Genomic DNA, 15,661 nt, shown 5'->3' on the forward strand with positions numbered 1-15,661 from the left:
CTGCGCTGCCTGCGGGGGCGCGAACGGGTGACGCAGCGTCGTCACGCGTCGGGACCTGCGGACCGGATCCAGCCGGTAATCGCCAGCCGGGACGTGCCGGCGAAGGGGGCCACAATGGAGACCGAGTGGGGCTGGGGCACCTCGAAGATGTTGAGGGCGTTGAAGGCCGGGGTGTAGCCCTCGGCCACGTGCCCGTCCTGATCAATGAAGAGCAGCACCCCGCCCCAGTCCACCGTCCACTTCGGCGTCAGGTTCATGACATAGGCGTAGAGACGGTTCTTGCCCTCGGCCTCGTCCGTATGGCCGTTGAGGTAGTCGCCGGGGTTGAAGCGCGTGCATTGGGCGTCGCAGTAGCGCGGGCGGTCGTCTCCGGTGACGGCGCGCACCCACTGCAGGAAGGCCGGAGCGTTCAGGAAATCATAGAAGGACTCCGCCGGATGCCCTGTGCGGCGACCCGCCTCCACCTCGTCCGACACCGACCAGCTGTCGAAGGCGTACTGGAAGCCGTCGCGGGCGCGCTGGGCCAGTCCCTGATCCAGCCGGGCGCGGGCGTCCGCGGGCATGGCGGCCAGTTCGTCGAAATCCAGCGCCACGCCTCGGTCCCCCAGAAACAGCGAGCGCTTCCACGGGGTGTCCCTGATCAGGGCCTGACAGATCGCTGCGGCGGTCTGGCCGGGCAGGACGTCCGGGATGTGAAGCCGGCGGGTGCGCCTGAAGATCGGCTGCAGCCGCAGGGGGTCAAGGCCGGGCGCTATGGTGATCTCACCGGGGGCGACGGGACCGCTCATGCGTCGGTCACCACGATCTTGCCCAGCGCCTGACGGTCGCCCAGGGCCTGGATGGCCTCGCCCGCCTTGTGCAGGGGGAAGGTGCGCGAGACGCGGGGCCGGATCTTGCCCTCGGCGTACAGGCGCATCAGGTCGGCCATGTTGGCGGCGTGCATCTCCGGCTCGCGGGCCACGTGGGCGCCCCAGAACACGCCGATGATCGACACGGACTTCAAAAGGGTCAGGTTCAGCGGCAGGGACGGGATCCCCGCCGGGAAGCCCACCACCAGATAGCGCCCGTCCCAGTCCATGGCGCGCAGGGCCGGCTCGGCGTAGTCGCCGCCGACGCCGTCGAACACCACGTCCGCCCCGTCGCGGCCGGTGGCGAGCTTGAGCTCGCTGGAGAGTTCCTTCTGCGCCGCCTTGTCCATGGGGCCGGTGGGGTAGATCAGGCCGTTGTCGGCCCCCAGCTCCAGGGCGAACTCCACCTTGTCGCCGGTGGAGGCGGCGGCCACGACGCGCGCGCCCATGGCCTTGCCCAGCTCGACGGCGGCCGCGCCCACGCCGCCCGCGGCGCCCAGCACCAGAAGGGTTTCCCCCTCTTTCAGCCGGGCCCGGTCCTTGAGCGCGTAGTAGCTGGTGCCGTAGGTCATGACGAGGGCGGCGCCCTCCTCGAAGGACATCTCCTTCGGCATGGGGATGCCGTGGCTGGCGGGCACGGCGATGCGCTCCACCAGACCGCCCCAGCCGGGCACGGCGATGACCCGGTCGCCCTTGCGCACGTTTTTGACGCCCTCGCCCACCGCCTCGACCACCCCGGCCACCTCGGCGCCGGGAGAGAAGGGGCGTTCGGGCCTGAACTGGTATTTGTCCTCGATGATCAGGGTGTCGGGGAAATTGATCCCCACCGCCTTCACCTCGATCACCACCTGACCCTTGCCGGGGGTGGGGTCGTTGACCTCCTCGACCGTCAGGGTCTCGGGGCCGCCGGGGGCATGGGACAGGACCGCGCGCAAATCGAACCTCGTGAAGCTGGGGACCGGGCGGTGGCGCCCGTCTTGTTCGAAGGCTAATGAGCGCGAAGGCCCGTGAAAAGGGCGAACGCTTCAGGAAGATGCCCCCATGACCCGTCCAGCCCTGGTTCTGCACGGCGGCGCCGGCGCCCGCCGGTCGGAAAACTACGACCCGCAGATCGCCAACATGCGCGCGGTGGTCGAGGCCATGGCCGCGCGGCTGGCGGACGGCGCCCCGGCGCTGGACGTGGCGGTTGAGGCCGTGGTGATGCTGGAGGACTCCGGGCTGTATGTGGCCGGGCGCGGCGCCTCGCCCAATCTGGACGGCCGCTATGAGCTGGACGCCAGCCTGATGGACGGCGCCACCCAGAAGGCCGGGGCCGTGGCCGCCCTGCAGGGCTTCCGCAACCCCATCCGCGCCGCCCGTGCGGTGATGACCGGGACCCCCCACGTCATGCTGGCCGGTCAGGGCGCCGCCGACTTCGCCCGCGATCAGCGACTGGAGCCGGTGGATGACCCGGAAGGCTGGTTTACCGGCGCCGGACAGGGCGACGACAACCATCCGCCGGGGGCCCTGGCCCACGGGACCGTAGGCTGCGTGGTGCTGGACGTGAACGGCCGGCTGGCCGCAGCCACCTCCACCGCCGGGGTGTTCGGCAAGATGCCCGGCCGCGTCGGCGACACCCCCATCCCCGCCGCCGGGACCTGGGCCGACGACCATGCGGCGGTGTCCTGCACCGGCCAGGGCGAGTATTTCATCCGCACCGCCGCCGCCGCCCAGACCGCCTGGCGGGTGGCCGCGAACCAGCCGCTGGCCTCCGCCGCCCGCGCCGTCATCGACCGGATCGGCGCCATGGGCGGCGACGGAGGCCTGATCGCCCTGGACCGCCACGGCAACCGCGCCGATCCCTTCACCAGCCAGGGCATGAAGCGCGCCTGGCTGGATGTGTCCGGGGAGATCGGGGTGGAGGTGTTCGGGTAGAGGCCATTCTGTCATCCCGGCCGTAGTGAAGCGAAGAGCCGGGAGGCAGTCACACACTCCCGCTCATCCCGGCGAAGGCCGGGCTCCAGATGGCGTAGCTGGGCGGTCAGGATTTGAGGGGGCCAGAACGTCCACCCATTGGAGCCTTATGATCTGAACCCCGGCCTTCGCCGGGGTGAGCCGAGAGTTAGGGTCACATCCCAGGCGCTGGAAAATGCTAGATTAACGGGGTCCACGCGGCGGCGATCCATGTCTGTGGTCCGTCGGAAACGGCCGCTCCCGACCCTTTGCGGAAGTTAGGTGGCGCGTTCCGATCCTTCCACATAGGCTCTTCCGGTCATGACACGCGCTCTCTTGTCCCTGCTCTTGCTGCTGGGCCTATGTGCCTGTTCGGACCGCTCGTCGGCTCCGTATAAGAACCCATGGGACAGGGCAGCCGTACAACTTGGCTACGCCGGCTGGTTCTACCAGCCCTGTTATCGTAAAAGGACAGACGCCTACGGTGATGTTTATGTGTTCATCGGCTCCGAGGAATGTTTTCGCTTCAACCCGCCCGAGCGAATGCGCGGCATCTGGCTTAACGAGTTTGAAGGCTCGGCATTTCTGCCCAACGCGACAGTAGCGCCTGCTGTGTGGACCTATTCACCAGACGCCATCTGGCTGGAGTCTACCGGACCTGAGCCACTCCTCAGTGATGGGCATCCAGCCTATGCAATAGAGTTTATAGGTCGCAGAGCGACATATCCCGGCAGCTATGGCCATATGGGGATGAGTCGCCACCTGATAATCGTCGATGAAGTGCTGTCCTCTAACCCTGTGCCGCCGCCCGAAAGGCGGCAATAGAGACATCGGCCAAGCGTCTGCAAACCACCCGCTGCCTGACCTTGTGACCGTCCGCTCGCCTCCCCTCACCCCCACGGTCCGCGCCGCTCGCCCGTCACCGGCACGAAGGCGCCGGCGCGAGGGGCTGCCGGCTCGGCGAAGAAGGCCGGGCGCGATCCGCCGCCCATGGCGTTCAGGGCCTTGATGCGGTTGGCGGTGGCCGGGTGGGTGGAGAAAAGGTTGTCCGCGCCCTTTCCGTTCAGGGGATTGATGATGAACATGTGGGCGGTGGCCGGATTGCGCTCGGCCGCCACGTTCAGCTCGCCCCGGGCATAGCGCTCCATCTTCGCCAGGGCGCTGGCGAGAGACTGGGGGTCGCCCGCGATCTCGGCGCCGACCCGGTCCGCGCCGTATTCGCGGGTTCGGCTGATGGCCATCTGCACCAGGGCGGCGGCCATGGGCGCGAGCAGCATGATGGCGATGGTCCCGATGATCCCGCCCGGCCGGTCGCGCCCGCCGAAGAACAGGGCGAAATTGGCCAAAGCCGCAATGGCGCCGGCGATGGTCGCCGTCACGGTCATGACCAGGGTGTCGCGGTTCTTCACATGGGCCAGCTCGTGGGCCATGACGCCGCGGATCTCGGCCCGGTCCAGCATGCGCAGCAGGCCGGTGGTGGCCGCCACCGCCGCGTTGTCGGGATTGCGGCCGGTGGCGAAGGCGTTGGGCTGGTCATTGGGGATGATGACGATGTTGGGCAGGGGCAGGCCCGCGCTCGCCGCCATGGCCTTTGTGTCGGCCACATAGTTGCGCACCACCGGGTCGGGGTGGGTCTCGTCAACCGGCTGGGCCCGGTACATCTTCAGCACGATCTTGTCGGCGTTCCAGTAGCTGACGAAATTCAACGCCACCGCGAAGACCAGGGCGATCAGCATGCCCGTGGCCCCGCCGATCAGCCAGCCGACCCCCACGAACAGGGCGGTCATGGCGGCCAGCAGCATGAAGGTCTTGATGTGGTTCATGGTTTTCCGTGTGAATGATGGGGCGGGCTTTGTCGCGGGCCCTGTTGCATACTATGTGGAGCGGGAACGCCCCCGCCTCAAGAGCCCCGCCCGTGACCGATCAGCCCGCCGATGACACCCCCGTCCTGCTGAACCCGGACCTGCCGGACGCGGCCCAGGACAAGCCCCTGAGCCCCGCCGCGCGCCGGGCGCTGGAGGAGGCCGCCGCGCGCCGCGCCGCCGCGCCGCCGCTGGAGCTGCCGCCGGAACAGGGCGGGCCGCGCGGGGCCGAGCCCACGCGCTACGGCGACTGGGAGAAGAAGGGTCTGGCGGTGGACTTCTGATGAAACGCTGGGCTTTCACCGACGAGGAACTTCGCCTGACCCGGATGCGGGTCAAGAGCCTGGCGGCGCGGGCGTCGCAGGCGCTGGTGGTGGGCGCCATCGCCGTGGCGCCGCTGGCGCTGACCCTGTGGGTGCTGTGGCTGGTGCTGCAGGTGGCCGCTTTCGTGGGCGGGCTGATGACCGGCCCGTTCACCGCCACCCTGCTGCTGATCGTGCCGGGGCTGGAAGGCTTCCTGCTGCATCCGGTGACCTCCACGGTGTTGAACATCGTGGTGGCGCTGGGGGCCCTGATCGTGATCGGACTGATGGCCAAGGGGGTCATCGGGCGGGTCGTGGGCCAGATGGTGGAGGACTTCATCACCCGCATCCCGGTGGGCAGCGTGGTCTATGGCTCGGCGCGCCAGCTGATCTCCAGCTTCCAGTCCCCCACCGAGGGCGCCCAGAAGGTGGTGCTGATCGAGTTTCCCTCGCCGGAGATGCGCACCGTGGGGCTGGTCACCCAGCGCTTCCGCGCCTCGGACACCGGCGAGGAGCTGGCGGCGGTCTATGTGCCCACCACGCCGAACCCGACCTCGGGCTATGTGGAAATCGTGCCGGTGGATCGGCTGGTGTGGCTGGACTGGACCCTGAACGAGGCCATCCAGTTCATCGTCTCGGCCGGGGTCATCGCGCCCGAAGCGGTGAAATACCGCACCACCGGCCACCCCGATGCGGCGGACGCCCCGCCGCCGATCATGCCGGACCCGAACCCGAACTAGAGCAGGCGGATCTCGCGCAGGCGCTGCAGCAGATAGTCCTCGGCGGTGATGCCTTCGGCGTAGCGATCCGGGTTTTCAGCCGAGACGCAGCTGTCGAGGGTGCGGATTTCGTATTCCGGCTCGAAATGCAGGAAGAACGGGGTCGAATAGCGCGAGAAGCCGCGCCGCTCGGGGGCCGGATTGACCACCCGGTGGGTGGTGGACGGCAGCACGTGGTTGGTCAGGCGCTGCAGCATGTCGCCGATATTGACCACCAGGGCCCCCGGCGGCGGCGCGATCGACAGCCACTGGCCGTCCCGGTCCAGCAGCTGCAGGCCGGCTTCCTCGGCGCCCAGCAGCAGGGTGATGACATTGATGTCCTCATGGGCCCCGGCCCGCACGCCCGGCGCATCGGCCGGCACCGGCGGATAGTGCAGCAGGCGCAGCACCGAATTGCCGAGCGCCACCTTGTCGGCGAAGAAATCGTCGGGAAGCTCGAGGTAGCGCGCGATGGCTCGCAGCAGCTTGCCGCCCAGCGCGTCCAGCGCCTGGAACATGCCATAGACGTGGGCCTGGAAGGCGGGGACCTCGGCGGGCCAGACGTTGTCGCGCATGTATTTGCGATAGGGGTGGCCCTCGGGCAGCTCGCGGCCGGCGTGCCAGAACTCCTTGAGGTCCACGGCCGCGGCGTCCCTGGCCGCCTCGATGCCGAAGGGGGTGTAGCCGCGCGCGCCGCCCGTGCCGGGCTGGTGATAGGCGCGCTTGACCGCGTCGGGCAGGGCGAAGAAGGCCCTGGCGTCATCCAGCGCCGCGCCGATCACCGCCTCGTCGAGGCCGTGGTCGGCCACCACGGCGAAGCCGTAGCGGGCGAAGGAGGCCCCCAGATCGTCGGAAAAGCCCTGAAAGTCCGCATCGAAGCGGGTCATGGAGACGGGGATGATGGCGCTGTCGGTCACGGGAGGCCTCGCGGAGGTGAACGGGGGCCGTCTTACGCCGTTCATCATCCGGATGGCAAAAGGTCGTTATGGCCTCGCTTCAAGCGGCCGCACCGGAACCTTGGCCGTTCGCCAGGCGTTCCAGCGGCTGGGTCATAGAAACCCTGGAAGGATCTCCACCATGAACATCAAGATTATCGCCGGCGTCAGCGCGCTGGCCCTCGTGGCCGCCGCCTGCACCACCACCGATGCGTACCGCACCGACGCGCCGCGCAACAACACCGCCACGGGCGCCATCGCCGGCGCGCTCGGCGGCGCCGTGCTGGGCTATCTGACCAACACCAACAACTCCGAAGAGGGCCGCAAGAACGCCCTGATCGGCGCGGGCGTGGGCGCCCTGGGCGGCGCGGCCATCGGCCAGTACATGGACCGCCAGCAGCGCGCCATGGAAGCTGAACTGTCCGGCTCGGGCGTCGGCGTGGCCCGTCAGGGCGACAACCTCGTCCTGCGCATGCCCGGCGACGTGACCTTCCCCACCAACAGCGCCGACATCAACGCGCGGTTCTATCCGGTGCTGGCCGACGTGGCCCGCGTCATGAACGAGTATGACCGCTCGGTGGTGGACATCGTCGGCCACACGGACTCCACCGGCGGCGACCAGATCAACCAGCCGCTGTCGGAGCGCCGCGCCGCCTCGGTGGCGCAGTTTCTGATCGGCGAAGGCGTGATGCGCGAGCGTCTGTATGTGGCGGGCGCCAGCTCGCGCAATCCGATCGCGTCCAACGACACCGTGGACGGCCGCAGCCAGAACCGTCGGGTCGAGATCCTGATCCGGCCGCTGACCGCCAACTGATCGACGCAGTCGCGTAAAAATGGCGAAGGCGGCGGGAAACCGCCGCCTTTTCCTTTGGTTGCGCTTGCGAAGCAGGCCGCGCCCATGCTGTTCTGACTCCAGCGTTCGCCCATGGCGAGCCGGGAGGCGGCATGGATCACCACAGCGATGACGACGATGTCCGGGAGGGCCTGCGCCTGACCGGCGTGGCCGTCGTCTCCGCTGTCGTCGTCGCCGCCCTGGTCATCGGCGCAGGCGGCGCTCTTCTGCCCGCCTTGCTGCCCGCCTTGCTGGAAGAACCGGGCGCTGCTCCCCTGGTCCGGGCCTCGATCGACCGCTAGCGGTCAGACCGCCTCCACGCACATGGCGACGCCCATGCCGCCGCCGATGCAAAGGGTGGCCAGACCCTTGTTCGCGCCCGAGCGCTTCATCTCGTGCAGCAGGGTGGTCAGCACCCGCGCGCCCGAGGCGCCGATGGGGTGGCCGATGGCGATGGCGCCGCCGTTCACGTTCACCCTGGCCGTATCCAGACCCAGCTCCTTCACCACGCACAGGGACTGGGCGGCGAAGGCCTCGTTGGATTCAATCAGGTCCAGGTCGGCCACCGACCAGCCGGCGTAGTCCAGCGCCTTCTTCGACGCCGGGATCGGGCCCGTGCCCATGATGGCCGGATCCACACCCGCCGTGGCCCAGGACGCGATGCGCGCCAGCGGCTTCAGGCCGCGCTTGGCCGCTTCATCCGCCGTCATCAGCACCACCGCAGCGGCGCCGTCGTTCAGGCCCGAGGCGTTGGCGGCGGTGACCGACCCGTCCTTGGCGAAGGCGGGACGCAGCTTCTCCATGGCCTCGAGGGTCGCGCCGTGGCGGATGTACTCGTCCTTGTCGACCACGATGTCCCCCTTGCGGGTGGAGATCGTCACCGGGGCGATCTCGTCATCGAATTTGCCGGCCTTCTGGGCGGCCTCGGCCTTGTTCTGGCTGGCCACGGCGAAGGCGTCCTGGTCGGCGCGGGCGATGGACCATTTGTCGGCGATGTTCTCGGCGGTCTGGCCCATGTGATAGCCGTTGAAGGCGTCCCACAGGCCGTCCTTGATCATGGTGTCGGTGAACGACAGGTCGCCCATCTTCTGGCCGTTGCGCAGATTGGCGGCGTGGGGGGCCTGGCTCATGCTCTCCTGACCGCCCGCCACCACAATCTTGGCGTCGCCCGCCGTGATCTGCTGCAGGCCCAGCGCCACCGCGCGCAAGCCCGAGCCGCACAGCTGGTTCAGGCTCCAGGCGGGTGACTCCACCGGCACGCCCGCCGCCACCGCCGCCTGACGGGCCGGGCCCTGACCGGCGCCGGCCTGCAGCACCTGGCCCATGATCACCTCGTCCACCTCTTCGGGCTTCACGCCCGCCCGCTCCAGCGCCGCCTTGATGGCCACGGCGCCCAGCTCGTGGGCCGGCAGGGAGGACAGGGCCCCCAGAAAGGAGCCGACGGGGGTGCGGGCGGCCGAGACGATGACGATGTCGGACATGGGATTTCACTCCGGGAGGAATTTCGGTGTGGCGGTTCTGCCTCAACAGAGGCGTTTCGTCACCTGAAAGCCGTGGATTCAGCGGATCGTCACCATAAGGGGGCCATGCTGGGTGGGAACAATAGGCGCGCTCGCTGCTTCAAAAGGTCATGGTCATGTTGTTCCGCCGCCTCGCCACGCACGTCTGCACGCCCGACGAGCAGGACATGGCGGAGCATTACCGCACACGCGCCGAGCGGCTGGCGGACAAGTGGGTGCATATCGTCGGACTGGCCCTCGCGGCGGTCGGCGGCGTCATCCTGGCGGTGCTGTCTGCGATCTACGGCGGCGCCGGAACGGCGATGGCGACGGCGGTCTACGCCCTGTGCCTGATCGCCATGCTGACCTGCTCGACGGTCTACAACCTGACCCATCCCTGCGCCGCGCGCCCGGTGCTGCGGCGCATGGACGAGGCGGCCATCTTCCTGATGATCGCGGGCAGCTACACCCCCTTCACCGTGCTGCGGTTCGAAGGCGCCTGGTCCATCGGCTTCACCCTGCTGGTGTGGGGCATCGCCCTGGCCGGGGTGTTCGCCAAGATGCTGGCGCCGCGTATTTCCGACGCCTTCTGGAGCGGGGTCTATGTGCTGTTCGGCTGGCTGGCGGTGTTTGCGCTCAGACCCATGATCGAGACCGTCCACCCCCTCGCCCTTGGCCTGCTGGTGGCCGGCGGGCTGATCTACACCGCCGGGGTGTTCGTGTTCATCAACCAGCGGGTGAAGTTCCGCCGGGCCATCTGGCACGGCTTCGTGGTGGCCGGCGCCGGGACCCACTGGGCGGCCATTCTGGTTGGCGTCGTTCTGGCCCCCGGCTGACCCTTTCGCAACGCACTGGCGTCCGGCGCTGCGCTGCGGGATAATAGCCTGTTTGAAAACAACAGACGGTGACAGCGTGGCGGACACCCAACCGGAAGTCGGCAAGAAATCCAGCAGGGCCCAGACCGGCAAGACCGGAAGTGACAAGGCCGGCGGCGATACTGTGGTGATCAAGAAGTACGCCAACCGGCGGCTCTACAACACCTCGACCAGCGCCTATGTGACGCTGGAGGATCTGGCCGGCATGGTCCGCGAGGGGACGGACTTCGTGGTCTATGACGCCAAGACCAGCGACGATCTGACCCGTCAGGTCCTGACCCAGATCATCTTCGAGGAGGAAAGCCGCGGCGAGGCCCTGCTGCCGGTTCAGTTCCTGCGTCAGCTGATCGGCTTCTACGGCGGCCAGATGCAGTCCGTCCTGCCCAGCTATCTGGAACTCTCGCTGGACAATTTCGTCAGCCAGCAGGAGCAGTTCCGCTCCCAGTTCTCGCGCGCCTTCGGGGCCGCGCCGGGGGTGGGTATGTTCGACGAACAGGTGAAGCAGAACATCGCCATGTTCGAGCGGGCCATGAAGATGTTCACCCCCATGGCCTACGCGCCCAAGGTCGAGCCGGAAAAGGCTGAACCCGCCGCCGCCGCCGGGGACGCGACCCTGAACGAGATGCGTCGCCAGATGGAGGAGATGCGCGCCCAGCTGGACCGTCTGGCCGGGGCCCGCTCCGACGAGCCCGGCAGGAAATGACCACCCCCGTGCGCCCGGTCGGCCCGGTCGAACCGCGCGGCCCCCAGCGCCGCACCGGCGACCGCCGACAGGGCGACGAGCGGCGCGAGGGCGAGCCGCGCCCGGCCCGCGCCCTCGTCCCCTCGGACCAGCCACCCGGGCCCGCCGACGAGCCCGCGCCCGCGCCGAAACCGCCGAATCCGGTCCAGCCCTCGGTTTTCGCGGCCCAGATGATCGGCCAGACCGGAGGCCGGAAGGGATTGAGGGGCGGCCCGCCTGTGCTGGACGCCGCCCGCGGCAGCTATCTGGGGACCGAATACTCCGGCGTCAGCGACCGTCGGCCGAAGCCCGGCAAGACCACCCGCACCGACGTCTGATCTTCGCCGCCGACTGGCCCGGTCCTTGCAGTCCTGAACGGCGATATCCGCCTTCAGGGACCGCCGACCATGACCGCCCTTTTCGCCCGCGCCTTTGACGTCCTCGCCGTGGCCATGGTGTTCCTGGCCTTCGGCTGAGCCGGTCAGCGCGTGGCCGTGCTGATGTCGAAGTCCTTGCGCGCGCTGATGATGGTGACGATGAACCCGGCCAGCACGTCCAGCAGCACCATGATCGTGATCAGGAAGAAGGTGGAGGTCGCGAAGCCGCGCAGCAGCAGGAACGCGATCAGGCAGACCACGAACAGGATCATCGACAGGGCGTGATTGATGATCGCGATCTTCTGGCTGGAGGTGGACTTCAGCAGCTCGAAGAACAGCAGAACCAGCGAGAACAGGATCAGCAGGTCCCCCGGTCCGACGGTCCAGATCGCGCCGGAGGTCATGGGGATGGTGAACAGGGAATCTCTCAACGCGGCGTCGGCCCCGGCGGCGGTGAAGCCCCCGTCCATGCCGAAGATGACAATCAGGGTGTAAAGCAGCACCGGAATGGCCAGCAGCGGCAAGGCGATCAGCATGGTCGTCCCCTCGGTTCGGTCTGGATCAGGCGCGACGCGCCCGTTCACAATGGTTAATACCGCCGTTCGATCGCTTTCGCTACGGCCTCGCCAAGGACGCGCGGCAAGGATTTGTGGAGACGGCGGGTGCGGGCGTGATACAGGAACGACGATGCAGCGACCCGACCTTGACCGCCTGATCCTCGGCTGGCGCGGCCCGGCGCTGGCGGCCCTGATCGCCCTGATCGCGGGCCTGCCGGGCCTGATCATGACGCCCGTTCTGGACCGCACCGAGGCCCGCACGGCCCAGGTCAGCGCCCGCATGCTTGACCGGGGCGACTGGATCGACGCCCGCGCCGACGAACAGGACCACCTTCGCCCGGCCGCAGGCCTGCACTGGCTTCAGGCGGCGTCGACCGCCCTGATCTCCGACGTTCAGGACCGCGACATCCGCTCCTATCGGCTGCCGTCCCTGCTGGGGGCCATGCTGGCGGCCTGGGCCTGCGCGTGGGGCGCGACGGCGCTGTTCGGAACCCGCGCCGGGTTCCTCGCCGGCGCTCTTCTGGGCGGGACTTTCCTGATGTCCACCATGGCGGGGGTCGCCCAGGCCAACGCCCTGCTGGCCGGACTGATCACCCTGATGATGGCGGCGCTGGCGCGTTTGTATGTGCTGGCGCGCGAAGGCGAGGGGGAGGCGTCGGCCAGCGGCGGCCCGCCCCCGCGCCTGCCCCGCCCCCTCAAACTGATCGTGTGGGGCGCGCTGGGCGTGGCGATTCTGGTGGGCGGCCTGACCGCCCCCCTGATCGTCGGCCTGGCGCTGGTCACCCTCGGTCTGATGGACCGGCGCTGGGGCTGGATGGGGCGTCTGGGCTGGCTGAGCGGCCTGCCCCTGCTGGCGCTCATCCTCGGCCCGTGGGCCATCGCCGCCACCGTCTCCACCGACGGCGATGTGTGGCGCCACGCCCTGAGCGACAACATCGTCGTGCGCACCCTCTCCGGCGAGGCGGACTGGGGTCTGCCCGGGCGGCACCTGCTGCTGGCGCCCCTGCTGCTGTTCCCCGCCACCCTGATGCTGCCCGCGGCCCTGGTGACCGGCCTGACCCGCCGGGCCGAGCCGGGCGTGCGCTTCGCCGTGGCCTGGCTGGTTCCGGCCTGGCTGCTGTTCGAACTGGCGCCCGATCCCATGTGGCACCAGACCCTGCCGCTGTACGGCGCGGTGACCTGGCTGGCCGCGGCCGCCCTGATCCGCCCGCTGGGCCGGGTCTCGCGCTGGGCCGGGACCGCGCTGGCGGTGCTGGGCGGGGTCTATGTGCTGGCCGCCACCCTCTTCGCCCTGTCGGAGTTCGGCGGCGAGGCGTCCCAGGCCTGGGCCACGCCGACCATCGGCCTGACCCTCGCGGCCGCCGCCATCGGCGGGTTCCTGCTGTATCACCGCATGGGGGTGACGGCGGTGCTGATCTCGCTGGCGCTGGGCATCCTGGCCCACGCCAGTCTGGCCGGCCTGATGCGCAATCTGGAGCCCCTGTGGGTGTCGCCGCGCCTGAAGGCCGCCCTGATCGAGACGGGGCTGCATCCGGTGGAAGGACGCCTGCCCGGGCCGGTGGCCGTGACCGGCTACAACCAGCCCAGCGTGCTGTTCCTGTTCGGCCCGGCCGCCCGCATCACCGATGAGGCCGGGGCCGCCGCCGCCATCGCCGCGGGCCGTCCCGCGGTGGTCGAGGCGCGGCAGGAGGCGAACTTCCGCGCCGCGCTCAACCGTCTGGGGGCCGAAGCCCGCGCCGAGGAGCGGGTCGAGGGCGTCAACTACGCCAACGGCGACCGGGTCGAGCTGATCCTCTATCGCCCGGCGCCCCGGCCCGCCCCCGCGCGCAGACCCGCGCGGCCCGAGGCGGATCCGGATCCGACGCTGCTGGATCTCGACGCCGAACCCCTGACCGAGGATCCGACGCTGGTTGATCCGGATGCGGCGGCCGCTGATCCCGCGACCGACACGGCCACGCCCGCTGAAGATCCTGACACGCCCGTGGCCTCGCCCGAGCCAGAGCCTGAGGCCGATCCCGACCAATGAGCCGCTTCATCCAGATCGTCGAGGTCGGTCCCCGCGACGGCCTCCAGAACGAGGCCGCCGTGCTGGAGCCCGCCGTGCGCGCCGGGTTCGTGCGGCGGCTGGAGGCGGCCGGGGCGCGGCGCATCGAGGCGGTCAGCTTCGTCCATCCGAAATACGTGCCCCAGATGGCCGGGGCCGAAGAGGTCATGGCCGACCTGCGCCCCGAGGCCGGACGCAGCCGCATCGGTCTGGTGCTGAACGCCAGGGGCTATGACCGCGCCATCGCCACCCGGGTGGACGAGGTCAATGTCTCGGTGGCCGCCACCGACGGCTTCGGCCTCAAGAACCAGGGCCTGGACCTGAAGGGTCAGGCGGCCATGCTGGCCGACATCGTGGCCCGTCGCCACAACGCCGCCCCGGGCGACGCCGCGCCGTCCCTGTCGGTGACCATTTCCTGCGTCTGGGGCTGTCCCTTCGACGGCGAGGTGTCGGTGGATCAGGTGGCCGATCTGGTGGGCCGCATCGGCGAACTGGGCGTGGACGAGATCGCCCTGGCCGACACCATCGGCGCGGGCGATCCCTGGGCCGTGACGAAGAAGGTCGAGGCCGCGCGCAAGGCCGCGCCGGACGCGAAGCTGCGGCTGCACTTCCACGATACGCGCAACACCGGCCTCGCCAACGCCTATGCGGGCGTGGAGGCGGGGGTGGATATTCTGGACGCCTCGGTGGGCGGCATCGGCGGCTGTCCCTTCGCGCCGGGAGCCACCGGCAACATCGGCACCGAGGATCTGGTGCACATGCTGCACCGGGGCGGGTTCGAGACCGGCTATGATCTGGACGCCCTGATCCAGACGGCCCACTGGGTCGCCCAGCGCCTCGGCAAGGCGCCGCCCTCCAGCCTCAGCCGGGCGGGGCCATTCCCGAGGGGCTGATTCCAGGCGTGTGCACATAAGATCGCCGATGCCACGGGTCGGCTCACAAGCAGTAAGTCATTGTGTGCTCACGACCCGTTGCTGACATCGCCTTCCAGATGGTGTGGCATGGCGACTTGCGTCAGACTTTGGTGATCGACTCCGGGGCGGAATATGAGGCCTGCGTTCAAGATAACCGGCGTGATCGCCATCCTGCTCGCTATCGGCGTTGCCGCTTTGAGCTTCAGGGATGCCATTCCGCTCAGAGCCGTCCTCACCGAGGGCAGCCGCTTCGGAGTATCGATTGGCGATCCATACGACGACGCACATGAAACGCTGCTATCGAACGGCTATAGCCTGTTCGCATCAGAAGCGGGCGGCTTGTGCATTCACCGACGTTTCGATGCGACACGCACGCTCCACAAGTTCGATGCTTCGGGTTGGCCGCCGGGCACCGTGTGCCTTGTGGAAGAGGATGGCATAGTCGTGGAGATCATCTGGGCGTTTGAACTGATGAACGGGTTCTTGTGAGGCGGCGAGACGCGCGCTGATGAAGCGCAGTCGCTTAACCCATTGCGGCCGTTCGGGACGTCTGCTGTTCGGCACGCCGCCCTGCTCCCTTATGAGTCCACGACCTGACCGGCCCGCTTCAAATCCGGCGGGGTGGCCTCGTCGGCCAGGACGCGGATGGCCTCCTCCACCGTCAGGATCTCCTGGGCCTGCGAGCCGAGGCGGCGCAGGGCCACCTTGCCCTCGGCGGCCTCGGTGCGGCCCACCACGGCGATGACCGGCACCTTGCCGACGGAGTGCTCGCGCACCTTGTAGCCGACCTTCTCGTTCCGCAGGTCCGTCTCGACCCGCAGGCCGGCGGCCCTGAACTTCGCGGCCACCTCATGGGCATAGCCGTCGGCGTCGGAGGTGATGGTCGCCACCACCGCCTGCACCGGCGCCAGCCACAGGGGGAAGGACCCGGCGTAGTTCTCGATCATGATGCCGATGAAGCGCTCGAACGACCCCAGGATCGCCCGGTGCAGCATGACCGGCCGGTGCTTCTGGCCGTCCTCGGCGATGTAGGAGGCGTCCAGCCGTTCGGGCAGCACATAGTCCAGCTGGATGGTGCCGCAGGTCCATTCGCGGCCGATGGCGTCCTTGACGATGAAGTCCAGCTTGGGCGCGTAGAAGGCGCCGTCGCCCTCGGTCACCACCGGCTCCGTGCCGGCCGCGCGGGCGGATTCGGCCATCAGGGC

General features: G+C 69.1%; 18 protein-coding genes. 11 read left to right on the forward strand and 7 right to left on the reverse strand.

Annotated elements, in window-relative coordinates; genetic code table 11:
- Window positions 1-41 precede the first annotated feature (41 nt).
- On the reverse strand, window positions 42-788 hold the full coding sequence (locus ACK4SE_RS11185; protein ID WP_409692523.1) for a 2OG-Fe(II) oxygenase: 747 nt from the start codon (window positions 786-788) through the stop codon (window positions 42-44).
- Window positions 785-1,783: an NADPH:quinone oxidoreductase family protein gene (locus ACK4SE_RS11190; protein WP_409692525.1), complete on the reverse strand. Its 999-nt coding sequence runs from the start codon at window positions 1,781-1,783 to the stop codon at window positions 785-787. The genes ACK4SE_RS11185 and ACK4SE_RS11190 overlap by 4 nt, the downstream gene beginning before the upstream one ends.
- Before the next feature lie 106 nt (window positions 1,784-1,889).
- Here ACK4SE_RS11190 and ACK4SE_RS11195 point away from each other — a divergent pair, with 106 nt between their 5' ends.
- Entirely contained in the window at window positions 1,890-2,762 is an 873-nt protein-coding gene (locus ACK4SE_RS11195) for an isoaspartyl peptidase/L-asparaginase family protein (protein ID WP_409692528.1), read from the forward strand.
- A 908-nt stretch (window positions 2,763-3,670) separates the two neighbouring features.
- Here the strand turns inward: ACK4SE_RS11195 and htpX are convergent.
- Window positions 3,671-4,603 (reverse strand): zinc metalloprotease HtpX, encoded by a 933-nt coding sequence (gene htpX / locus ACK4SE_RS11200; protein WP_409692531.1) that lies wholly within the window; start codon window positions 4,601-4,603, stop codon window positions 3,671-3,673.
- Window positions 4,604-4,695: 92 nt separating this feature from the next.
- Here htpX and ACK4SE_RS11205 point away from each other — a divergent pair, with 92 nt between their 5' ends.
- Both ACK4SE_RS11205 and ACK4SE_RS11210 read left to right on the forward strand, forming a co-directional pair.
- Entirely contained in the window at window positions 4,696-4,926 is a 231-nt protein-coding gene (locus ACK4SE_RS11205; RefSeq protein WP_409692533.1) for a DUF1674 domain-containing protein, read from the forward strand.
- Window positions 4,926-5,684 carry a DUF502 domain-containing protein gene (locus ACK4SE_RS11210; protein WP_409692536.1) on the forward strand — a complete coding sequence of 253 codons (759 nt, stop codon included), beginning with the start codon at window positions 4,926-4,928 and terminating at the stop codon, window positions 5,682-5,684. Before ACK4SE_RS11205 ends, ACK4SE_RS11210 begins: the two co-directional genes overlap by 1 nt.
- Here ACK4SE_RS11210 and ACK4SE_RS11215 read toward each other — a convergent pair.
- Entirely contained in the window at window positions 5,681-6,619 is a 939-nt protein-coding gene (locus ACK4SE_RS11215; protein WP_409692538.1) for an isopenicillin N synthase family dioxygenase, read from the reverse strand. The two genes, ACK4SE_RS11210 and ACK4SE_RS11215, sit on opposite strands and share 4 nt — an antisense overlap.
- A 160-nt stretch (window positions 6,620-6,779) precedes the next feature.
- On the opposite strand from ACK4SE_RS11215, the gene ACK4SE_RS11220 reads away from it, so the two are divergent.
- Window positions 6,780-7,451 carry an OmpA family protein gene (locus tag ACK4SE_RS11220; RefSeq protein ID WP_409692540.1) on the forward strand — a complete coding sequence of 224 codons (672 nt, stop codon included), beginning with the start codon at window positions 6,780-6,782 and terminating at the stop codon, window positions 7,449-7,451.
- Between the two features lie 131 nt (window positions 7,452-7,582).
- A complete protein-coding gene (locus ACK4SE_RS11225) occupies window positions 7,583-7,771 on the forward strand; it encodes a hypothetical protein (RefSeq protein ID WP_409692542.1) in 189 nt (62 codons plus the stop codon).
- 3 nt (window positions 7,772-7,774) lie between these two features.
- On the opposite strand, the gene ACK4SE_RS11230 is transcribed toward ACK4SE_RS11225, so the two are convergent.
- Window positions 7,775-8,950 carry an acetyl-CoA C-acetyltransferase gene (locus ACK4SE_RS11230; RefSeq protein ID WP_409692544.1) on the reverse strand — a complete coding sequence of 392 codons (1,176 nt, stop codon included), beginning with the start codon at window positions 8,948-8,950 and terminating at the stop codon, window positions 7,775-7,777.
- Window positions 8,951-9,105: 155 nt separating this feature from the next.
- On the opposite strand from ACK4SE_RS11230, the gene trhA reads away from it, so the two are divergent.
- From trhA to ACK4SE_RS11245, 3 genes are all read left to right on the forward strand, one after another.
- A complete protein-coding gene (gene trhA / locus ACK4SE_RS11235) occupies window positions 9,106-9,804 on the forward strand; it encodes a PAQR family membrane homeostasis protein TrhA (protein ID WP_409692547.1) in 699 nt (232 codons plus the stop codon).
- A 76-nt stretch (window positions 9,805-9,880) separates the two neighbouring features.
- Entirely contained in the window at window positions 9,881-10,546 is a 666-nt protein-coding gene (gene phaR, locus ACK4SE_RS11240; protein ID WP_409692549.1) for a polyhydroxyalkanoate synthesis repressor PhaR, read from the forward strand.
- Window positions 10,543-10,902 (forward strand): hypothetical protein, encoded by a 360-nt coding sequence (locus ACK4SE_RS11245; RefSeq protein WP_409692553.1) that lies wholly within the window; start codon window positions 10,543-10,545, stop codon window positions 10,900-10,902. The genes phaR and ACK4SE_RS11245 overlap by 4 nt, the downstream gene beginning before the upstream one ends.
- A gap of 143 nt (window positions 10,903-11,045) precedes the next feature.
- Here ACK4SE_RS11245 and ACK4SE_RS11250 read toward each other — a convergent pair whose 3' ends face one another.
- Window positions 11,046-11,477 (reverse strand): hypothetical protein, encoded by a 432-nt coding sequence (locus ACK4SE_RS11250; protein ID WP_409692556.1) that lies wholly within the window; start codon window positions 11,475-11,477, stop codon window positions 11,046-11,048.
- Between the two features lie 151 nt (window positions 11,478-11,628).
- Between ACK4SE_RS11250 and ACK4SE_RS11255 the strand changes: the two genes are divergently transcribed.
- From ACK4SE_RS11255 to ACK4SE_RS11265, 3 genes are all read left to right on the forward strand, one after another.
- Window positions 11,629-13,524 (forward strand): ArnT family glycosyltransferase, encoded by a 1,896-nt coding sequence (locus tag ACK4SE_RS11255; RefSeq protein WP_409692559.1) that lies wholly within the window; start codon window positions 11,629-11,631, stop codon window positions 13,522-13,524.
- Window positions 13,521-14,435 (forward strand): hydroxymethylglutaryl-CoA lyase, encoded by a 915-nt coding sequence (locus ACK4SE_RS11260; protein WP_409692562.1) that lies wholly within the window; start codon window positions 13,521-13,523, stop codon window positions 14,433-14,435. The genes ACK4SE_RS11255 and ACK4SE_RS11260 overlap by 4 nt, the downstream gene beginning before the upstream one ends.
- A 180-nt stretch (window positions 14,436-14,615) precedes the next feature.
- Window positions 14,616-14,945 carry a hypothetical protein gene (locus tag ACK4SE_RS11265; RefSeq protein ID WP_409692565.1) on the forward strand — a complete coding sequence of 110 codons (330 nt, stop codon included), beginning with the start codon at window positions 14,616-14,618 and terminating at the stop codon, window positions 14,943-14,945.
- 89 nt (window positions 14,946-15,034) lie between these two features.
- Here the strand turns inward: ACK4SE_RS11265 and ACK4SE_RS11270 are convergent.
- A partial coding sequence (locus ACK4SE_RS11270; protein ID WP_409692567.1) for a His/Gly/Thr/Pro-type tRNA ligase C-terminal domain-containing protein occupies window positions 15,035-15,661 on the reverse strand: 627 nt, incomplete at its 5' end.

The organism is Brevundimonas sp. (genome assembly GCF_046293315.1).
GTDB lineage: Bacteria > Pseudomonadota > Alphaproteobacteria > Caulobacterales > Caulobacteraceae > Brevundimonas.

What these genes read in the sequence shown, in the direction of transcription:
- ACK4SE_RS11220 (WP_409692540.1), top strand. Translation starts at nt 6,780, where the DNA reads ATGAACATCAAGATTATCGCCGGCGTCAGCGCGCTGGCCCTCGTGGCC.
- ACK4SE_RS11230 (WP_409692544.1), bottom strand. Translation starts at nt 8,950, where the DNA reads ATGTCCGACATCGTCATCGTCTCGGCCGCCCGCACCCCCGTCGGCTCC.
- trhA (WP_409692547.1), top strand. Translation starts at nt 9,106, where the DNA reads ATGTTGTTCCGCCGCCTCGCCACGCACGTCTGCACGCCCGACGAGCAG.
- ACK4SE_RS11245 (WP_409692553.1), top strand. Translation starts at nt 10,543, where the DNA reads ATGACCACCCCCGTGCGCCCGGTCGGCCCGGTCGAACCGCGCGGCCCC.
- ACK4SE_RS11255 (WP_409692559.1), top strand. Translation starts at nt 11,629, where the DNA reads ATGCAGCGACCCGACCTTGACCGCCTGATCCTCGGCTGGCGCGGCCCG.
- ACK4SE_RS11195 (WP_409692528.1), top strand. Translation starts at nt 1,890, where the DNA reads ATGACCCGTCCAGCCCTGGTTCTGCACGGCGGCGCCGGCGCCCGCCGG.
- ACK4SE_RS11260 (WP_409692562.1), top strand. Translation starts at nt 13,521, where the DNA reads ATGAGCCGCTTCATCCAGATCGTCGAGGTCGGTCCCCGCGACGGCCTC.
- ACK4SE_RS11225 (WP_409692542.1), top strand. Translation starts at nt 7,583, where the DNA reads ATGGATCACCACAGCGATGACGACGATGTCCGGGAGGGCCTGCGCCTG.
- ACK4SE_RS11210 (WP_409692536.1), top strand. Translation starts at nt 4,926, where the DNA reads ATGAAACGCTGGGCTTTCACCGACGAGGAACTTCGCCTGACCCGGATG.
- ACK4SE_RS11185 (WP_409692523.1), bottom strand. Translation starts at nt 788, where the DNA reads ATGAGCGGTCCCGTCGCCCCCGGTGAGATCACCATAGCGCCCGGCCTT.
- ACK4SE_RS11250 (WP_409692556.1), bottom strand. Translation starts at nt 11,477, where the DNA reads ATGCTGATCGCCTTGCCGCTGCTGGCCATTCCGGTGCTGCTTTACACC.
- htpX (WP_409692531.1), bottom strand. Translation starts at nt 4,603, where the DNA reads ATGAACCACATCAAGACCTTCATGCTGCTGGCCGCCATGACCGCCCTG.